This window comes from Frigoribacterium sp. PvP121 (assembly GCF_017833115.1).
GTDB classification, from domain to species: domain Bacteria; phylum Actinomycetota; class Actinomycetes; order Actinomycetales; family Microbacteriaceae; genus Frigoribacterium; species Frigoribacterium endophyticum.
Genome location: NZ_JAFIBR010000001.1, coordinates 2272427 through 2291575 on the forward strand (window position 1 = coordinate 2272427; position 19149 = coordinate 2291575).

A 19149-nucleotide genomic window follows, 5' to 3' on the forward strand; every position below is an offset into this window, starting at 1 on the left:
GACGGACCGGGGCGTGCCCGGCCGGGAGTCGTGGGTGGTCAGCTCGCCGTGAGCTTGGCGCTCTCGTCGAGCCACTCGACGGCGTCGGGCTGCAGCTTGTCCTTGAACTTCGCGCCGTGGTGGGCGCAGAAGAGCAGTTCGCCGCTGGCCATGGTCGCGCGGACGTAGGCCTGGGCTCCGCAGCTGTCGCAGCGGTCTGCGGCGCTGAGCTGGTACCGGGAGCCGAGCTCGTCGACGGCGGTGGTGTCGGTGGCCATCTGAGTCATGGGGTGCTCCTCCTGACGGTGGTGCTGTGGGTGGGTGACACTCATCAAAACACGCGCGCGGCGAGCACGGAGCACATTGCGCGGGATTTCGCTCCGCGCGTAGCGGAACGGCCCCGGAAGGGGGCCTCGCGGGTGTCGGACGGGCCGTGTCGGGGGCTCTCGTTAAGATGGTCCGAGCCCACCGCCTCCGGATCCCCCGGTCGACGCGGTCGGCTCAGCGTCAGGAGATCCCCGTTGGCCACGTCTGATTACTCGGCTCGACACCTTTCCGTCCTCGAGGGCCTCGAGGCGGTGCGGAAGCGACCCGGCATGTACATCGGGTCCACCGACTCCCGCGGGCTGATGCACTGCCTGTGGGAGATCATCGACAACTCCGTCGACGAGGCGCTCGGCGGCCACGGCGACGCCATCGACGTCGTCCTGCACGCCGACGACAGCGTCACCGTCCGCGACACGGCGCGCGGCATCCCCGTCGACATCGAGCCCAAGACCGGCCTCACGGGGGTCGAGGTCGTCTTCACGAAGCTGCACGCCGGCGGCAAGTTCGGCGGCGGCTCGTACGCCTCGTCGGGCGGCCTGCACGGCGTCGGCGCCTCCGTCGTGAACGCCCTGTCGGAGCGGCTCGACGTCGAGGTCGACCGCGACGGCGTCACCTGGGCGATGTCGTTCCGCCGTGGGGAGCCCGGTACGTTCGACGACTCCGGCGAGCCCACGCCCGACGCGCCCTTCACGCCGTTCGTCTCCGGCAGCGTGCTGCGCCGGGTCGGGAAGGTGAAGAAGGGCGTGACGGGCACGCGCATCCGCTACTGGGCCGATCGCCAGATCTTCACCCGCGGCGCGAGCTTCCAGCCCGACGAGCTCTTCGGTCGTGCCCGCCAGACGGCCTTCCTCATCCCCGGGCTGTCGCTGCACATCCGCGACGAGCGGCCCGGTTCGCTGACCGACGGCGGTTTCCCCACCGAGAGCACCTTCCGCTTCGACGGGGGCATCAGCGAGTTCGTCGAGTTCCTGGCGCCCGACACGGCCGTGACCGACACCTGGCGCATGACGGGCCGGGGGAGCTACACCGAGACCGTCCCCGTGCTGACCGAGGGCGGTGCCATGGTCGCCACCGAGCTCGAGCGCGAGTGCGAGGTCGACATCGCGCTGCGCTGGGGCAGCGGCTACGAGACGGTCTTCCGCAGCTACGTCAACATCATCGCGACCCCGAAGGGCGGCTCGCACCAGGCCGGCTTCGAGGCGGGCCTGCTGAAGTTCCTCCGGCAGCAGGTCGAGGCGAACGCCCGCCGGCTCAAGGTCGGCACCGACAAGGTCGAGAAGGACGACGTGCTGGCGGGGCTGACCGCGGTGCTCACCGTGCGCCTCCCCGAGCCGCAGTTCGAGGGCCAGACGAAGGAGATCCTCGGCACGCCCGCCGTCCGGGCCATCGTCGCCGGCGTCGTGGCCGACCAGTTCGGCGAGCTGTTCGGCTCGTCGCGCCGGGAAGACAAGGCCCAGACCGCGCTCGTGCTCGACAAGGTCGTCGCCGAGATGAAGTCCCGCATCGCCGCTCGGGCCCACAAAGAGACGCAGCGGCGCAAGAACGCGCTCGAGAACAGCTCGCTGCCCGCCAAGCTGGTCGACTGCCGGTCCAACGACGTCGCGAACAGCGAGCTCTTCATCGTCGAGGGCGACTCGGCCCTCGGCACGGCCAAGCTCGCCCGCGACAGCGAGTTCCAGGCGCTGCTGCCCATCCGCGGCAAGATCCTCAACGTGCAGAAGGCCTCGGTCAGCGACATGCTCTCCAACGTCGAGTGCGCGTCGATCATCCAGGTGCTCGGGGCGGGGTCGGGGCGGTCGTTCGACCTCGACGCGGCGCGCTACGGCAAGGTCATCATCATGAGCGACGCCGACGTCGACGGGGCGCACATCCGGACGCTGCTGCTCACGCTCTTCTTCCGGTACATGCGCCCGATGATCGAGCAGGGGCGCGTCTTCGCGGCCGTGCCTCCCCTCCACCGGGTCGTGGCCATCAACGCCGGCAGCAAGCCGAACCAGACCATCTACACGTACTCCGAGCAGGAGCTGAAGGGGGTGCTGGCGGGTCTCCGCCGGAGCGGCAAGCGCTACCAGGACCCGATCCAGCGCTACAAGGGCCTGGGCGAGATGGACGCCGAGCAGCTCGCGACCACCACGATGGACCGCAAGGGGCGCATGCTGCGCCGGGTCAGGGTCGACGACGCGGAGAACGCGGCGCGGGTCTTCGAACTGCTGATGGGCAACGACGTGGCCCCCCGCAAGGAGTTCATCATCGACGGGGCCGGCCTCAGCCGAGACCGCATCGACGTCTGACGCCGCCGCCGGGGTCGGCCCGACCGGTCACCGCGGGGGAGCCCCGCCGGCCTGGCCGGGCCGGGGCTGCCCCGTCGTCGGTCAGTCGACCGGCTCGGCCCCGGCCTCGGCCCCAGTGGCCGAGTCGGTGACGTGCGCGACCGAGGCCCCCACCGACGCGACGACGGCCGGGAGCGGTGCCCCGGAGGCGTCGCGCCGCACGAGCTCCTCGGGCAGCGAGCGCACGGCGCCGTCCGCCGCGACCGCCCGGGCGGGGCCCGGCCCCACCCAGGCGAGCGACAGGCCGCCCTCTCCCTTGAGCAGGGCGTGGGCGCGGACGCCGCCGGTCGAGCGGCCCTTGGCCGGGAACTCGTCGAAGGCGCTGAGCTTCGCGCGGCCGGGGTCGACGCCGTCGATCGAGGCCGCACTCGTCGACACCGTCGCGACCACCGCCTCCTGCCCCTCCGGCACCGCCCCGAAGAACAGGACGCGCGCGTCGTCGGGCAGGCTCACCCCGGCCACGCCGCCGCCCGCCGGGCCCTGGGGCCGGACGGACGCCGCCGGGAAGCGCAGCAGCTGCGCGGCCGAGGTCACGAAGACGAACTCGTCGTCGTCGGTGCCCTGCGCCACGCCGACCACCGAGTCGCCCGGCTTGAGCGTGACGACCGGGAACTCGGGCTTGGCCGGCCACTGACCCGGGGCGACGCGCTTGACGACGCCCCGCGCCGTCCCGAGGGCGACCGGGCGGTCGGCGGTCAGGGAGACGAGCGCGAGCACCTTCTCGGTGGCGTCCGGCAGCCCGAGGTACTCGCGCACCGGCACGCCGGCCCCGAGCTGCACCGAGGTCGGCGGCACGGAGGGCAGGTCGACCGGCGTGAACCGGATGAGGCGACCCGTCGTCGTCACCGCGCCGACCTCGCTCCGGGTGGAGGTGTCGATCGACGACAGCACCGCGTCGTGGCTCGTGCGCCGGGCCGGGGGAGTCGGCGCCGCCGAGCCGGGCTCGGGGTGGTCGACCCTGAGGAGGCGCCCCGTCGTGGAGAGGAACACCCGCGTGGGCGTGTCGGCGATCTCGAGCACGGGGGCCCCGCGCCCGCGCCCGGCCGTGGCGACGCTCGGAGCGGCCTCGGTGAGCAGCGTGCGCCGGGGGGTGCCGAACTGCTCCGCGATCTCCGCGAGCTCGGACGAGACGAGCGCGCGCAGCCGGGCAGGGTCGGCCAGGAGGGCACGGAGCTCCTCGATGGCGGCGACGAGCTCGTCGCGCTCGGACTCGAGCTCGATGCGGCTGAACTTCGTGAGCCGGCCGAGGCGCAGGTCGAGGATGTACTCGGCCTGGATCTCGCTGAGGTCGAAGACCTCCCGGAGCCGGGCCCGCGCGGCGGCCGAGTCGTCGCTCGAGCGGATGACCTGGATCACCTCGTCGATGTCGAGGATCGCGACGAGGAGGCCCTCGACCAGGTGGAGGCGATCCTCCTTCTTGCCCAGGCGGTGGCGGCTGCGGCGCGTGACGACCTCGAGGCGGTGGCCCACGTAGACCTGCAGCATCTCCTTGAGGCCCAGCGTCCGGGGCTGGCCCTCGACCAGCGCGACGGCGTTGATGCTGAAGCCGTCCTCCAGGGGCGTGTAGCGGTACAGCTGCTCGAGCACCGCCTCCGGGCTGAACCCGGTCTTGATGCCGATCACGAGGCGGAGCCCGTGCGTGCGGTCGGTGAGGTCGGTCACGTCGGTGATGCCCGTGAGCTTCTTCGCCTGGACGCCGTCCTTGATCTTCTCGATGACCTTCTCGGGGCCGACGAGGTAGGGGAGCTCCGTGACGACGAGCCCCGACTTGCGGGCTGTGATGCTCTCGACCTGCACCTTGGCCCGCGTCTTGAACGAGCCCCGCCCGGTCGCGTACGCGTCGCGCACCCCGGCGAGCCCCGAGATCGTGCCGCCGGTGGGCAGGTCGGGGCCCGGCACGAAGGCCATGAGGTCGTCGAGGCTCGCCCCGGGGTGGTCGATGAGGTGCCGGGCGGCTCCCACGACCTCGACCAGGTTGTGGGGCGCCATGTTGGTCGCCATGCCGACGGCGATGCCGCTCGCGCCGTTCACCAGCAGGTTGGGGAAGGCGGCGGGCAGCACCTCCGGCTGCATCAGCTGGTTGTCGTAGTTGGGCACGAAGTCGACGACGTCCTCGTCGAGGCCCCGGGTCATGGCGAGGGAGGCCTCGGCCAGCCGCGCCTCGGTGTAGCGCGGGGCGGCGGGCCCGTCGTCGAGGGAGCCGAAGTTGCCGTGGCCGTCGATCAGCGGCACGCGCATGGTGAACGACTGGGCCTGGCGCACCATGGCGTCGTAGATCGCGGTGTCGCCGTGCGGGTGGAGCTTGCCCATGACCTCGCCCACGACTCGGGCGCTCTTGACGTGGCCGCGGTCGGGGCGGAGCCCCATCTCCGACATCTGGTAGAGGATGCGGCGCTGGACCGGCTTGAGGCCGTCACGCGCGTCGGGCAGGGCCCGCGAGTAGATGACGGAGTACGCGTACTCGAGGAACGATCCCTGCATCTCGAGGGAGACGTCGATGTCCTCGATCCGCTCACCGTCGCTGGCGCTGCTCATGTCGTTCGTCGTCGTGGTCATGCACTTCTCGGGGGAGGGAGGCGCGGGGCGCCTCGGCGGGGCCGGCACCCGGCTGCGGGGCGGCGGGACCGGCCAGACGGCGCTGTGCCAGACTGGTGCCGATGACGACCATCGTACCGGCGCGCCCGACCGGAGCCGTGAGCCTGGCCGACGTCCTGGAGTCGTGCGTCGCCGCCCTGACGGGCCACGTCGGCGCCATCCCCCTCCCTCCCGCCCGTTCGGCGATCGTCCTCCTCGTCGACGGCCTGGGCTCGGCCTCCCTGGGGGCCCGCACGGGCCACGCGCGGACCCTCACGGGGCGGAAGGGCAGCATCTGGTCGGGCTTCCCGACCACGACGGCCGCCGCCCTCGCGACGCTCACCACGGGAGCGCTCCCCGGCGAGCACGGGCTGGTCGGCTGGTCCGTCCTCGACGCGGAGAACGACCGGGTCGTCAAGCAGCTCTCCGGCTGGGACGACCGGATGCGCCCCGACACCTGGCAGCGCCGGTCGACCGTCTTCGAGCGCAGCTCCGCGGCCGGCGTCCGCAGCTTCGCGGTCGGGCCCCGTCGCTACGCGACCTCGGGGCTCACCGAGGCGATCCTCTCCGGCGCCGACTACGTCACGGCCGAGAGCGTGGCCGAGCGCTTCGCCACCGCGCGCTCCCTCGTGGCCGCGCCCGGCGCCTCCCTGGTGTACCTCTACGTGCCCGAGCTCGACATGATCGCCCACCGGGCGGGGTGGGAGTCGGACGAGTGGACGGCGGCCCTGGAGGAGCTCGACGGAGAGGTGCGGCGCCTGGACGAGGCGCTCGGCGCCGACGAGGGGCTGCTCGTCACGGCCGACCACGGCGTGCTCGACGTGGCCGAGAAGGGCCGTGTCGTCTTCGGCGGCCAGGCCGCGCTCGTCGACGGGGTGCGCCACGTGGCGGGGGAGCCGCGCTGCCTCCAGCTGCACTTCGAGCCCGACGCGAGCGACGCCCTTCGGGCCGCGACCGTCGCGGCCTGGCGCGAGGCGGAGTCGCACCGTTCCTGGGTCGTCACCCGCGCGGAGGCGGTGGCCGCCGGCTGGTTCGGCCCGGTCGACGAGGCGGTGCTGCCCCGCATCGGCGACCTCCTGGTCGCCGCCCGCAAGGGAGTCGTCTACTACGACGGTCGTTCCACCGGCGGTGCCGCGGGGAGCATGATCGGGCAGCACGGGTCGTGGTCGAGCGAGGAGACGCAGGTGCCCCTGCGCCGGTTCGGGGCCTTCGCCCGCTGACTCAGGCGGGGCCCTCGTCGTCCGTCCGGGCGCCGAACACGATCTCGTCCCAGCTCGGCATGGAGGCGCGCCCCCGACCCTTCTTCGGCGGGGTGGTCGTGGCCGAGGTCGGGATCGGGTCGCGGCCGCGGCCGCGGCGGGCTGATCCGATGGACCGGGGCTCGGCCGGAGCGGGGGCCGGAGGGCCGACCGGCTCGGCCTCCTCGCCCTGGGGCGCGGCGGGGGCGGGCGTGCCCTCGGGCAGCCCGAAGTCGGTCAAGGGGACGTCGATCACCCGCATCGACCCCGTGGAGGGGTGCGCCGAGCGCTCGTCGTCGGTGAAGCGGGCGGCCTCGCGCTCGCCCCGACGGCGCCGCAGCGCCTCCAGGAGGTCGGCCGTCTGGGCCTGGGACGACGGGGCGGCGGACGAGGGCTCGCGGTTGGTGGCGGCCAGGGAGGCGGCGGACCGGGGATCGAGGCGGGGGCGCTCGGCGGCCGGGGCCTCGACGACCGTGTCGTCGACGACGTCGGGGCGCTCGGGGGCGATCTCGAAGGCGCCGGTGTCGAAGCGACCGCCGGAGTCGGGCTCACCGTCGGAGGAGTGTCCGACCGCACGGAGGCGCGGGACGAGCGGGCCGGCGTCGGCCGAGTGCCGGGACAGCACGTGTGCGTCGCCCGAGTGGGGCGCCAGGGCGGTCCGCTTCGGGTCGAAGCGCCAGACCGCCTCGCGGGCGACCTCCTGGGTGACGTAGGAGACCCGCACGACCCAGCCGTGCTCCCCGTCCTTGTAGCTGGTCCACTCGCGGTCGGTGGCCTCGGCGGCGTCGAGCCGGGACTCGATGACCGCTCCGAAGGTGCCGGAGCCGGTGGAGGGGGCGACCTCGGTCGCGACCGAGACGGCCACGCGGAGGGCCGTCTCGAGGACGAAGGCGCGCTCGGCGAGCACGGGGCCCTCGAACCGGTGGACGAACTCGACGTCGGCGCCGGTGAGCGCGGCGACCTCGGCCGCCGTCAGGCCCGAACGCACGAGCGACTGGATCTCCCGCGGGGGGGCCTTGCGCGTCGTGGCGGGCGTCTCGCCGCTCGCCGTGCGCAGCTGCGCACGCAGCGAGTGCGTGACGGGGAGGCGGTACTCGACACCGGAGTCGGTGGTGAGGAGCAGTGCTCCGTCCTCGACTCCGTTGACCCTCAGATCCTGCATGTGGCACGCCTTTCGCCGTCGTGTTCCCGCGAGAAGAATCGCACGTCAGAGGCCGTCTGCCGGGAATGCGACGGGCGTGCCGCAGGTTCCACAGGGGCGGCCGAGAGGCCCCCCGCGGCGGGTTTGCTATTCGACAACGAGTGATGCAAACTGTGCCCGCCGAATCGGGCAACGATCAACACGAAGACTGGATGGGCATGGCCACCGACTACGACGCACCTCGCAAGAACGACGACGACTCGGAGTCGATCGAGGGCCTCAAGGAGCGCACCCCTGACAAGACGACCGGCGTCATCGACGACGACGCCGACAACCCCGGCTCGTTCGAGCTGGCCGGGCAGGACCTCTCCGACCTCGACCTCGACGTCGTCGTCCTCCCCCCTCAGGTCGACGAGTTCACCTGCGTGGAGTGCTTCCTCGTGAAGCACCGCTCGCAGCTCGACCACGAGACCAAGCTGGGCGCTATCTGCCGGGAGTGCGCCGCCTGAGCTCCTCCACCCGACGCACGACCTCGTCCGGTCGCCGCGTCGACACCAACCAGTAAGGAGCAGGGTCGGAGTCGTCGGTCAGCGTGATCTTCACGACCGGCCCCACCCATCCCCGGAAGAGGGTCCAGGCTCGCGCGTCGAGCCCGGGCCCTCTCTGCGTCGTGGCGGCGGAGCCGGTGAACCCCGTGACCTCGCCGATCTCGTCGGGGTGCAGCCGAGCCCGGCCGGCGTGGAAGCCGTCGTCGTCCACCCGGACGACCGGCGAGCTGACCACGAGCGCCACGACCGCGGCCGCGTAGAACAGGACGGCCACCACCACGCCCACGACGGGGTCGATGGGCAGGAAGACCAGCAGGGTCGCGGGCACCAGCAGCGCCGAGGCGAGGAAGACGGTGAGCGGCGGCAGCAGCCGTTCGCGGTAGGGGTTCATGGGTCCATTCGACCAGACTTCTGCACTACCCTCGACACGTGACCCAGAGCCTCGACGTCCCCCTCACGGCCCGGAGGTCGCCCGCCGACCCGTCCACGGGCACGGCCGCCGTCGACCACACGCCGCGGTACGCCCACCCGGGCGACGCCGGCGCCGACCTCCTCGCGAGCGAGTCCGTCGTGCTCCTGCCCGGTCGTCGGGCACTGGTCGGCACCGGGGTCTCGATCGCCCTGCCGGAGGGCCACGCGGCCTTCGTCATGCCCCGCAGCGGGCTGGCGGCGAAGCACGGGGTGACGGTCGTCAACAGCCCGGGCACCGTCGACGCGGGCTACCGTGGTGAGATCAAGGTCGCGTTGCTGAACACCGACCTCGAGGCCGAGCACCACGTCGCCGTCGGCGACAAGATCGCCCAGCTCGTCGTCATGCCCGTCGTCCGGGCCGCCTTCCTCCCCGTCGACTCCCTCCCCGAGAGCGTCCGCGGCGAGGGGGGCTTCGGCTCCACGGGCTACGCACACACCACCGGAGGCACCGCATCATGAGGAAGTCGAAGCGCGAAGCGCAGCAGCTGGCCACGACCGAGGTCGAGGTCGAGACCGCAGACGTCGACGACGTCGAGGTCAGCATCGAGTCCCTGGAGGACGCGGAGGTGGAGGTCTTCGACGACTCCAAGTCCGCCCCGGCCGACCGGGCCGACACCGGTCCGCTCGACGAGACCGAGGCCAGCCCGGTCCGCCCGTACGTCGACCTGGGCGGCGTGAAGATCCTGCCCCGCGACGGACTGCACCTCCGCCTCGAGGTCGAGGAGGGCAGCAAGCGCGTCGTCGCCGTCGGGCTCGACTTCGCGAAGTCGACCCTCCAGGTGCAGCCCTTCGCCGCCCCCCGCAGCACCGGGCTCTGGAACGAGATCCGCGAGCAGATCACCGAGCAGATCCAGCGACAGGGCGGCACCACCGCCGAGGTCGACGGCCCGTTCGGCCCCGAGGTGCGGGCGGAGATCCCCGTGATGGGCGGCGACGCCAGCACCACCCGCCGGGCTCGCTTCATCGGCGTCGACGGCCCTCGCTGGTTCCTCCGCGGCGTCATCGCCGGCGAGGCCGCGGTCGACGCGGAGGCCGCGGAGAAGATCGAGGAGCTGTTCCGGAGCGTCGTCGTCGTCCGCGGCACGACGCCGATGGCTCCCCGCGACCTCATCCCGCTCACCATGCCGAAGGCCGGCCCGACCGACGCACCCGGCACGACGCCCTCGCGCGTCTGACGCGACCGGCGCCGTGAGCAGCCCCCACGTCGGCGACGCCGACGAGCCCCGCGCGGCCGACGTCCACGCCGGTGCCGGCGCGGAGTCGTCGCTCGACGACCCTCGCGTCTCCCTCTCGGCGCAGCTCCGCTCCGCGGCCCAGCGCGCGGGCATCGGGCAGGTCGCCCCGGGGGAGGTGCCCACCGCCTCGGCGCTCCTCTCGGCGATCGGCGGCGTGCGCGGCCTCGTCGAGTCGATCGTGCCCGGTCTGGGCTTCGTCGTCGTCTACGCCGTGACGCGTGACGTGCTGCCGTCGGTGCTCATCCCCGTCGTCGTGGCCCTGGCCTTCGTCGTGGCCCGCGCCGTGCAGCGCGGCCCCGTGGCTCAGGCCCTCGCCGGCGTCCTCGGCATCGCGATCTCCGCCGCGATCGCCCTCCTCAGCGGTCGGGCCGAGGGCAACTTCGTGCCCGGTCTCGTCATCAACGCCGTGTCGTTGCTCGCGCTCCTCACGAGCGTCGTGGTCCGGTGGCCTCTCATCGGCGTCGTGGTCGGCCTCCTCACCAACGAGGGCGCCGCGTGGCGCGACGACCGCGCGAAGCGTCGGGTCCTGACCCTCGCGACCGTCCTGTGGGCGGGGCTCTTCGCGGCGCGGCTCGCGGTGCAGCTCCCGCTGTTCTTCGCTGGCGAGATCACGGCCCTCGCGACCCTCAAGCTGATCATGGGCGTGCCCCTCTACGCCGGGCTGCTGTGGGTCACGTGGCTGCTCGTGCGGACGGTCTACCGCGGCCGAGCCGAGGCCGAGGTCGGCGACGCGGCCGCCGAGGGCGATCCGCAGCGCTCCTGACCACTGGTCCGCGACTCCTGGTGGTACCGTTGTCTCGACATCGAGATACATCGACGGCCACGGCCGCTCGCGGTCGATCGACTTAGGCTGGCCTCGCTGGTGCGGCTCCGGGTCGGGCGACCATGATGAGGGCGTAGTCAGCAAGGGAGACGGCACGTGTCTGCAATCAACAGCTTCAGCTCGAAGGACAGCCTGACGGTCGGCGCGACCGAGTACGAGGTCTACCGCATCGACGCGGTCGACGGCTCGGCCAGGCTCCCGTTCAGCCTCAAGGTCCTCCTCGAGAACCTTCTCCGCACGGAGGACGGCGCCAACGTCACGCGCGACCAGATCACGGCGCTGGGGGAGTGGCAGCCCACGGCCGACCCCGACACCGAGATCCAGTTCACGCCCGCGCGCGTCGTCATGCAGGACTTCACGGGCGTGCCGTGCATCGTCGACCTCGCCACCATGCGCGAGGCCGTGTCGGCCCTCGGCGGCGACCCGACGAAGATCAACCCGCTCGCCCCCGCCGAGCTGGTCATCGACCACTCGGTCATCGCCGACCTCTTCGGCAGCGAGAACGCGCTCGAGCGCAACGTCGAGATCGAGTACGAGCGCAACGGCGAGCGGTACCAGTTCCTCCGCTGGGGGCAGACGGCCTTCCAGGACTTCAAGGTGGTGCCGCCCGGGACGGGCATCGTGCACCAGGTCAACATCGAGTACCTGGCCCGGGTCACCTACAGCCGCGACGTCGCGGTCGAGGGCGGCGGCACGGTGCTCCAGGCCTACCCCGACACCCTCGTCGGCACCGACTCGCACACCACGATGGTCAACGGCCTGGGCGTGCTCGGCTGGGGCGTCGGCGGCATCGAGGCCGAGGCGGCCATGCTCGGACAGCCCGTGTCGATGCTCATCCCCAAGGTGGTCGGCTTCAAGCTGCGCGGCTCCATCCCGACCGGTGTGACCGCCACCGACGTCGTCCTGACCATCACGCAGCAGCTGCGGGCCCACGGCGTCGTCGGCAAGTTCGTCGAGTTCTACGGCGAGGGCGTGGCGGAGGTCCCCCTCGCGAACCGGGCCACGATCGGCAACATGAGCCCGGAGTTCGGCTCGACCGCCGCGATCTTCCCCATCGACGACGTGACGCTCGACTACCTCCGCCTCACCGGCCGTTCCGACGAGCAGATCGAGCTCGTCGAGGCGTACTCGAAGCTCCAGGGCCTCTGGCACGACTCCTCGGTCGAGCCGGTCTTCAGCGAGTACCTCGAGCTCGACCTGGCCACGGTCGTGCCCTCGATCGCCGGCCCGAAGCGCCCGCAGGACCGCATCGAGCTCACCGCGGCCAAGACCCAGTTCGAGGTCGACCTGGAGAACTACGCGACGACCGACCACTCGCACGTCGACGCCGCGGTCGAGGGCACCTTCCCGGCCTCCGACCCCATCGGCTTCACCGCGCAGGACGACGACGAGGCGCAGCCCCACCGCATCTCGCACACCTCCCACGCCCCGGCCAAGGTCTCGAAGCCGACGTCGGTCGAGCTGGGCGACGGCTCGACCTTCACGCTCGACCACGGCGCCGTCGCCATCGCGGCGATCACCTCGTGCACGAACACCTCGAACCCGTCGGTGATGCTCGCGGCGGGCCTGCTGGCCCGCAACGCCAGCCAGAAGGGCCTGAAGGCCAAGCCGTGGGTGAAGACCACGCTCGCGCCCGGCTCGAAGGTCGTCACCGACTACTACGAGAAGGCCGGTCTCACGACCTACCTCGAAGACCTCGGCTTCTACACCGTGGGCTACGGCTGCACGACGTGCATCGGCAACTCGGGCCCGCTGCTCGACGAGATCTCGTCGGCCGTGCAGGAGAACGACCTGGCCGTCACGGCCGTCCTGTCGGGCAACCGCAACTTCGAGGGGCGCATCAACCCCGACGTGAAGATGAACTACCTGGCGAGCCCCCCGCTGGTCATCGCCTACGCGCTGGCCGGCTCGATGAACTTCGACTTCGAGTCCGACCCCCTGGGCACGACGCCGGAGGGCGACGACGTGTACCTCCGCGACATCTGGCCCGACGCGGCAGAGGTCCAGTCGACCATCGACTCGTCGATCGACACGGGCATGTTCACCCACGAGTACGCGGGCGTCTTCGACGGCGACGAGCGCTGGAGGTCGCTGCCGACGCCCACCGGGGCCACCTTCGAGTGGGACGCCGAGTCGACGTACGTGCGGAAGCCCCCGTACTTCGAGGGCATGACCCTCGAGACGACGCCGGTCCGCGACATCAGCGGGGCGCGCGTGCTCGCGAAGCTCGGCGACTCGGTCACCACCGACCACATCAGCCCGGCGGGCTCGATCAAGGTGGACAGCCCCGCGGGGCGCTACCTCGACGAGCACGGCGTCGACCGCAAGGACTTCAACTCCTACGGGTCGCGACGCGGCAACCACGAGGTGATGATCCGGGGCACCTTCGCCAACATCCGCCTGCGCAACCAGCTGCTCGACGGCGTCGAGGGCGGCTACACCCGCGACTTCACCCAGCCCGACGCGCCCCAGTCGTTCATCTACGACGCCAGCGCCCGGTACCAGGAGCAGGGCACGCCCCTGGTCATCCTCGGCGGCAAGGAGTACGGCTCCGGGTCCTCCCGCGACTGGGCCGCGAAGGGCACGAGCCTGCTCGGGGTCGCAGCGGTCATCACCGAGAGCTTCGAGCGGATCCACCGCTCGAACCTCATCGGCATGGGCGTCGTCCCGCTGCAGTTCCCCGCGGGCGAGAGCTGGGAGTCGCTCGGGCTCGACGGCACGGAGTCGATCAGCATCTCCGGCCTCGAGCAGCTCAACGAGGGCGTGACGCCGAAGACGGTCCGCGTGGTGGCCGAGCCGACCGAGCACTCGGCGCCGGGCGCGCAGCCCGTCGAGTTCGACGCCGTCGTCCGCATCGACACCCCCGGCGAGGCCGACTACTACCGCAACGGCGGCATCCTGCAGTACGTGCTGCGCAGCCTGGTCTAGCCGCACGAGGAGCCCCCACCCGCGTCCCCGACGCCCGGTGGGGGCTTCCGGCGTTCTCGCCGGGTCGATGCATAAACTGAGCCCGGCTGCCTCCGGGTAGGCGGAAAGGAAGCCGGCATGAGCATTCTCGAGACGATCAGCGGTCCTCGCGACCTCCTCGCGTTGACCGACCAGCAGATGGTCGACCTCGCGGCGGAGATCAGGGCGTTCCTCGTGGCCGAGGTCAGCAAGACCGGGGGCCACCTCGGGCCGAACCTCGGGGTCGTCGAGCTGACGCTCGCCATGCACCGCGTGTTCCGGTCGCCCCACGACGCGTTCGTCTTCGACACGGGCCACCAGTCGTACGTGCACAAGCTCGTGACGGGTCGACAGGACTTCAGCGGCCTTCGCCTCCGGGGCGGCCTCGCCGGCTACCCGCAGCGCAGCGAGTCGGAGCACGACATCGTCGAGAGCTCGCACGCCTCGAGCAGCCTCTCGTGGGCCGACGGCATCTCGCGCGGCTTCGGTCTCACCGGCCAGTCCGACCGTCACGTCGTGGCCGTCGTCGGCGACGGCGCGCTGACCGGCGGCATGACGTGGGAGGCGCTGAACAACATCAGCGACGACAACGACCGGCGCCTCATCATCGTCGTGAACGACAACGGCCGGTCGTACGCCCCCACCATCGGCGGCATGGCGCGCTTCCTCAACACGGTGCGCACGCGCAGCACCTACCGCGAGATGCACATGGGCAGCGAGGCCGTGTTCGACCGGCTCGGCCACCCGGGTCGCGCGTTCTACCGCGGCGTGCGCGGCGGGCTGCACGGGTTCCTCAGCCGCTTCACGAACAACGAGGCGCTCTACTCCAACCTCGACATCAAGTACATCGGGCCCGTCGACGGCCACGACCAGCTCGCGATGGAGGAGGCCCTCCACCAGGCCAAGAACTACGGGGCGCCGGTCATCGTCCACGCCATCACGGAGAAGGGCCGCGGCTACGACCCCGCCCGCGCCGACGTCGCCGACCAGTTCCACGCGGTCGGCCAGATCGACCCCGAGACCGGTGAGCCGCTCGAGACGACGGCCGCGCCCTCGTACACGAGCGTCTTCGCGGACGAGATCGTCGACATCGCCGCGGAGGACGACACCGTCGTCGGCATCACCGCCGCGATGCTGCGGCCGGTCGGGCTGCACAAGATGGCCGAGCGCTTCCCCGAGCGGGTGCTCGACGTCGGCATCGCCGAGCAGCACGCGGTCACCTCGGCCGCGGGGCTGGCCTACGCCGGGCTCCACCCGGTCGTCGCCCTGTACGCCACATTCGTCAACCGCGCCTTCGACCAGGTCCTGATGGACGTCGGCCTCCACCGCGCGGGCGTGACGTTCGTGCTCGACCGGGCGGGCGTGACCGGGCCGGACGGCCCGAGCCACCACGGCATCTGGGACTTGGCGCTGCTCCAGATCGTCCCGCACATCCGGCTCGCCGCGCCCCGTGACGCGACGCGCCTCCGGGAGGAGCTCCGCGAGGCCGTCGCCGTCACCGACGCCCCGACGGTCGTGCGCTTCTCGAAGGGGACGGTCGGCACCGAGCACGAGGCCGAACGGCGCCTCGACGACGGCGTCGACGTCCTCTCGAGCGACGACCGCCGTGATGTGCTGCTCGTCTGCGTCGGGCCGATGGCCTCCGTGGGGCTCGAGGTGGCCGAGCGCCTCGCCGCCCAGGGCATCGGAGCGACCGTGGTCGACCCGCGCTGGGTCGTGCCCGTGGCCCGGTCGATCGTCGACCTCGCTGCCGACCACCGTCTCGTCGTCACGATCGAGGACGGCGTCCGGGTCGGCGGCATCGGCACCCGGGTCCGACAGGACCTCCGTGAGGCGGGCGTCGACACGGCCGTGACCGAGCTGGGGCTCCCCGACGAGTTCCTGGAGCACGGCTCGCGGGCCCAGATCCTCGAGGAGGCGGGCCTCACCCCCCAGCACATCGCGCGGGACGTCGTGGCGCAGGTCCTCGGGAGCAAGATCCCCGTGGCCCGCCCGCTCGACGACGCCGACGAGCGCCGGGTGGACGCCCAGCACGACTGACCACCGCCGGTCCCCGTCCGGCGCCGGGCCGAGGCGCTCGGGGCGGGTCGACGACCGGCGGAGGGCCCGCCACGACCTCCGTCGTGGCGGGCCCTCCCTCGGTCGTGCCCTGCGGCGTCAGGCGTCGACGTGCTCCGGCCCGACGATCATCGGGTCGTGGAAGGTCGCGCCACGCACGCGGCGGGTCGCCCCCACACGGTCGAGGTACGGCGTCACCCCGCCCATCTGGAACGGGTACCCGGCCCCCAGGATCAGGCAGAGGTCGATGTCCTCCGCTGCCGACACGACGCCGTCGTCGAGCATCCGGCCCACCTCGTCGGCGAGGCCGTCCTCGATCCGGCGACGCAGCTCGTCGTCCGTCAGGGCGGTGCCGGGCCCGGCCGCGAGGGCGACCGCCTCCTTGTCGAACCCCTTGCGGCGGCCCTTCGCGTCACGCTCGAAGATCTTCCCGTGCTCGGCGAGGCGGTGCAGGCCGTCGCTGGCGAAGAACCGTTCGGGGAAGGCCGCGTGGTGCGTGTCGAGCACGTGGGCACCGACCGTGAGCCCGACGAGCTCCAGGAGCTCGAACGGGGTCATCGGCAGGCCGAACGGGGCCGTGGCGCGGTCGACGACCTCGAACGGGGTGCCCGTCTCGACCGCGTGCATGGCCTCGCCGAGCAGCTTGGCCAGGATGCGGTTGACCACGAAGCCGGGGGTGTCGGCCGTGATGACCGCGTTCTTGCGGAGCGACGCAGCCGTCACCATCGCGGTGCTGAGGGTGGCGTCGTCGGTGGCGGGCGTCCGCACGACCTCGACCAGCGGCATCACCGCCACCGGGTTGAAGAAGTGGAAGCCGATCAGCCGCTCGGGGTGCCGGAGGCGGGCGCCGATCGCCTCCACGCTGAGCGACGATGTGTTCGTGGCGAGCACGGCGCCCTCCGCGACCACCGCCTCCACCCGCTCGAAGACGTCCTGCTTGACGCCGAGCTCCTCGAAGACGGCCTCGATCACCCAGTCGCAGTCGGCGAAGTCGGAGAGGTCGGTCGTGCCGGTCACGAGCGCGGAGAGCCGGTTCGACTCGTCGCCCGAGATGCGGCCCTTCGTCGCGAGCTCGACGATCTCGCCGCGGATCCGCTCGACGCCGGCGTCCACCCGGGCCTGGTCGAGGTCCGTGATGACGACGGGCACCTGGAGACGGCGGACGAAGAGCAGGGCGAACTGGCTGGCCATCAGGCCCGCGCCGACGACGCCGACCTTGGTCACGGGCTTCGCCAGGTCGCGCGGGGGAGCGCCGGCCGGCTTCTTGGCCCGCTTCTGCACGAGGTCGAACGAGTACATGCTCGCGGCGAACTGGTCACCCGCCACCAGGCCTGCCAGGGCCTCGTCCTCCGCGGCGAAGCCCGTGGCCCGGTCGGTCGACTTCGCGGCCTTCAGCAGGTCCAGGGCAGCGTAGGGGGAGCGGGCCACGGTGCCGATCTTGCCCTCGAGCGACTTCCGGGCGATCGACACGGCGGCGTCCCACTTCACCGCACGCTCGAGACGCCCGGGCACGTGGGGGCGCGCGACCTTCGTCGTGCCCGCCACCACGCCGTCCGCCCACCGGATCGAGTCCTCGAGGAAGGCCGCCGGGCCGAACGCCGCGTCGACGATGCCGAGCTCCAGGGCCTGCGCGGGCTTCAGCGTCCGGTTGTTCTTGAGCGGGTTCTCGATGACCACCCGGAGCGCGGCCTCGATGCCGATGAGGTTCGGCAGCAGCCACGCGCCTCCCCAGCCGGGGACGATGCCGAGGAAGACCTCGGGCAGCGCCAGGGCGGCGGCGGACGTGTCGACGGTGCGGTAGTCGGCGTGCAGGGCGATCTCGAGTCCGCCCCCGAGCGCGAGCCCGTTCACGAAGACGAAGGTCGGCACGCCAGCGTCGTGCAGCTTGCCGAGGGTGGAGTGACCGAGCCGAGCGAGCTCGCGCGCGACCTCGCGGCTGGGGATCTGGCTGACCTTGCTGAGGTCGGCCCCGGCCGCGAGGAAGTAGGGCTTGCCCGTGACCGCGATCGCCGCGACCTCGCCGCGCGACGCGCGCGACCGGAGCTCGTCGAGTCTCTCGCCGACCTCCAGCAGCGTCGCCGGCCCGAGGGTGCTCGGCCGCGTGTGGTCCCGGCCGTTGTCGAGGGTCACGAGCGCGAGGACCCCGCCGGAGGGGAGGGGCACGTCGCGGACGTGGCTGTGGGTCACGACCTCGTCGTGGCTGAGCTCGGTGAGGAGTTCGAGTGGAGTGCTCATGCTCGTGCGGCCTTCCGGTCGAAGTGCGGGTTCTCCCAGATGACGCTGCCGCCCTGGCCGAGGCCGACGCACATCGCGGTCAGGCCGTAGCGGACCTCCGGGTGCTGCTCGAACTGGCGCGCGAGCTGGATCATCAGGCGCACGCCGGACGAGGCGAGCGGGTGGCCGACGGCGATCGCGCCGCCCCACGGGTTGACCCGCGGGTCGTCGTCGTCGACGCCGAAGTGGTCGAGCAGCGACAGGACCTGTACGGCGAAGGCCTCGTTGAGCTCGAAGAGCCCGATGTCGTCGATCGTGAGCCCCGCCTTGCGGAGCGCCTTCTCGGTGGAGGGCACGGGGCCGATGCCCATGATCTCCGGCTCGACGCCGGCGTACGCGAAGCTCACGAGACGCATCTTCGGGGCGAGGCCGTACTCGCGCGCGGCGTCGGCCGAGGCGAGCAGGCTGACCGTCGCGCCGTCGTTCAGCCCCGACGAATTGCCCGCGGTGACCCGCCCGTGGGGGCGGAAGGGCGTCCGCAGGCCGGCCAGCGCCTCCATCGTGGTCTCCGGGCGGGGTGCCTCGTCACGGGTCACGAGCCCCCAGCCCTCGGCCGACGGCACGGCGACCGGGACGAGGTCGGGCTGGATGTGCCCGGCGTCGTAGGCGGCCGCGAGCTTCTGCTGCGACCGCATCGCGAAGCGGTCGGAGCGCTCCTTCGTCAGCTGCGGGAAGCGGTCGTGGATGCGCTCGGCCGTCGACCCCATGTTGAGGGCGTCGCCGCTGACCAGCTTCTCGGTGAGGAACCTCGGGTTGGGGTCGGCGGCGAAGCCCATCGGGTGCCGGCCCATGTGCTCGACCCCGCCGGCGACGGCGACGTCGTAGGCGCCGAAGGCGATGCCGCCCGCGAGGGTCGTGACGCTCGTCATCGCCCCGGCGCACATGCGGTCGATCGCGAAGCCGGGCACCGACCGGGGGAGGCCCGCGAGGAGCGCCGTCGTGCGCCCCAGGGTCAGCCCCTGGTCGCCCTGCTGGGTGGTCGCCGCGACCGCGACGTCGTCGACCCGGTCGAGGGGGAGGGAGGGGTTCCGCTCGAGCAGCCCCTTCATGGCCTTGACCACGAGGTCGTCCGCCCGGGTGCCCCAGTAGACGCCCTTCTCCCCTGCCCTGCCGAACGGGGTGCGGACCCCGTCGACGAAGACGACTTCTGTTCTCTCGGCCACGTTGCCTCCAGTGCTCGGAACTGGTCCGATCCTAGGGAGGCG

At 72.2% G+C, this 19149-nt stretch carries 14 protein-coding genes; 8 read left to right on the plus strand and 6 right to left on the minus strand.

Annotation, left to right across the window (positions count from 1 at the left end):
* Positions 1 to 38: 38 nt before the first annotated feature.
* Complete coding sequence (locus JOE43_RS10615; RefSeq protein WP_056054537.1) at positions 39 to 266, minus strand: hypothetical protein; 228 nt, start codon at positions 264 to 266, stop codon at positions 39 to 41.
* Positions 267 to 500: 234 nt separating this feature from the next.
* Between JOE43_RS10615 and JOE43_RS10620 the strand changes: the two genes are divergently transcribed.
* Entirely contained in the window at positions 501 to 2597 is a 2097-nt protein-coding gene (locus tag JOE43_RS10620) for a type IIA DNA topoisomerase subunit B (protein ID WP_209517638.1), read from the plus strand.
* An 81-nt stretch (positions 2598 to 2678) separates the two neighbouring features.
* Here JOE43_RS10620 and JOE43_RS10625 read toward each other — a convergent pair whose 3' ends face one another.
* Positions 2679 to 5192 (minus strand): DNA topoisomerase (ATP-hydrolyzing) subunit A, encoded by a 2514-nt coding sequence (locus JOE43_RS10625; RefSeq protein WP_245187139.1) that lies wholly within the window; start codon positions 5190 to 5192, stop codon positions 2679 to 2681.
* Positions 5193 to 5293: 101 nt separating this feature from the next.
* Between JOE43_RS10625 and JOE43_RS10630 the strand changes: the two genes are divergently transcribed.
* Complete coding sequence (locus JOE43_RS10630) at positions 5294 to 6430, plus strand: alkaline phosphatase family protein (protein ID WP_209517640.1); 1137 nt, start codon at positions 5294 to 5296, stop codon at positions 6428 to 6430.
* A 1-nt stretch (position 6431) separates the two neighbouring features.
* On the opposite strand, the gene sepH is transcribed toward JOE43_RS10630, so the two are convergent.
* Complete coding sequence (sepH, locus tag JOE43_RS10635) at positions 6432 to 7610, minus strand: septation protein SepH (protein WP_209517642.1); 1179 nt, start codon at positions 7608 to 7610, stop codon at positions 6432 to 6434.
* A 197-nt stretch (positions 7611 to 7807) separates the two neighbouring features.
* Here sepH and JOE43_RS10640 point away from each other — a divergent pair, with 197 nt between their 5' ends.
* Complete coding sequence (locus JOE43_RS10640) at positions 7808 to 8098, plus strand: DUF4193 domain-containing protein (protein WP_056055877.1); 291 nt, start codon at positions 7808 to 7810, stop codon at positions 8096 to 8098.
* Here JOE43_RS10640 and JOE43_RS10645 read toward each other — a convergent pair.
* Positions 8073 to 8528, minus strand: coding sequence for a DUF3093 domain-containing protein (locus JOE43_RS10645; RefSeq protein WP_209517644.1), 456 nt, complete (start codon positions 8526 to 8528; stop codon positions 8073 to 8075). The genes JOE43_RS10640 and JOE43_RS10645 overlap by 26 nt on opposite strands.
* A 38-nt stretch (positions 8529 to 8566) precedes the next feature.
* Here JOE43_RS10645 and dut point away from each other — a divergent pair, with 38 nt between their 5' ends.
* The 5 genes from dut (at position 8567) to dxs (ending at position 15652) form a co-directional block, all read left to right on the plus strand.
* Positions 8567 to 9067 carry a dUTP diphosphatase gene (dut, locus tag JOE43_RS10650; protein ID WP_209517647.1) on the plus strand — a complete coding sequence of 167 codons (501 nt, stop codon included), beginning with the start codon at positions 8567 to 8569 and terminating at the stop codon, positions 9065 to 9067.
* The gene (locus tag JOE43_RS10655) at positions 9064 to 9783 is read left to right on the plus strand and encodes a DUF3710 domain-containing protein (RefSeq protein WP_209517649.1); all 720 of its coding nucleotides are present in this window, start codon (positions 9064 to 9066) and stop codon (positions 9781 to 9783) included. The genes dut and JOE43_RS10655 overlap by 4 nt, the downstream gene beginning before the upstream one ends.
* Before the next feature lie 13 nt (positions 9784 to 9796).
* On the plus strand, positions 9797 to 10606 hold the full coding sequence (locus JOE43_RS10660) for a DUF3159 domain-containing protein (protein ID WP_209517651.1): 810 nt from the start codon (positions 9797 to 9799) through the stop codon (positions 10604 to 10606).
* A gap of 156 nt (positions 10607 to 10762) precedes the next feature.
* Entirely contained in the window at positions 10763 to 13594 is a 2832-nt protein-coding gene (gene acnA, locus JOE43_RS10665; protein WP_209517653.1) for an aconitate hydratase AcnA, read from the plus strand.
* 117 nt (positions 13595 to 13711) lie between these two features.
* Positions 13712 to 15652, plus strand: a complete 1941-nt coding sequence (gene dxs / locus JOE43_RS10670) for a 1-deoxy-D-xylulose-5-phosphate synthase (protein WP_209517655.1) — start codon at positions 13712 to 13714, stop codon at positions 15650 to 15652.
* Positions 15653 to 15769: 117 nt separating this feature from the next.
* Here dxs and JOE43_RS10675 read toward each other — a convergent pair whose 3' ends face one another.
* Positions 15770 to 17905 carry a 3-hydroxyacyl-CoA dehydrogenase NAD-binding domain-containing protein gene (locus JOE43_RS10675; protein WP_209517657.1) on the minus strand — a complete coding sequence of 712 codons (2136 nt, stop codon included), beginning with the start codon at positions 17903 to 17905 and terminating at the stop codon, positions 15770 to 15772.
* Positions 17902 to 19107 carry a thiolase family protein gene (locus JOE43_RS10680; RefSeq protein ID WP_192045670.1) on the minus strand — a complete coding sequence of 402 codons (1206 nt, stop codon included), beginning with the start codon at positions 19105 to 19107 and terminating at the stop codon, positions 17902 to 17904. Before JOE43_RS10680 ends, JOE43_RS10675 begins: the two co-directional genes overlap by 4 nt.
* Between the last annotated feature and the right edge of the window lie 42 nt (positions 19108 to 19149).

Coding starts and splice junctions, on each gene's coding strand:
- JOE43_RS10625 (WP_245187139.1), bottom strand. CDS start 5,192: ATGACCACGACGACGAACGACATGAGCAGCGCCAGCGACGGTGAGCGG.
- JOE43_RS10640 (WP_056055877.1), top strand. CDS start 7,808: ATGGCCACCGACTACGACGCACCTCGCAAGAACGACGACGACTCGGAG.
- sepH (WP_209517642.1), bottom strand. CDS start 7,610: ATGCAGGATCTGAGGGTCAACGGAGTCGAGGACGGAGCACTGCTCCTC.
- dxs (WP_209517655.1), top strand. CDS start 13,712: ATGAGCATTCTCGAGACGATCAGCGGTCCTCGCGACCTCCTCGCGTTG.
- JOE43_RS10645 (WP_209517644.1), bottom strand. CDS start 8,528: ATGAACCCCTACCGCGAACGGCTGCTGCCGCCGCTCACCGTCTTCCTC.
- JOE43_RS10630 (WP_209517640.1), top strand. CDS start 5,294: ATGACGACCATCGTACCGGCGCGCCCGACCGGAGCCGTGAGCCTGGCC.
- JOE43_RS10615 (WP_056054537.1), bottom strand. CDS start 266: ATGACTCAGATGGCCACCGACACCACCGCCGTCGACGAGCTCGGCTCC.
- JOE43_RS10675 (WP_209517657.1), bottom strand. CDS start 17,905: ATGAGCACTCCACTCGAACTCCTCACCGAGCTCAGCCACGACGAGGTC.
- JOE43_RS10655 (WP_209517649.1), top strand. CDS start 9,064: ATGAGGAAGTCGAAGCGCGAAGCGCAGCAGCTGGCCACGACCGAGGTC.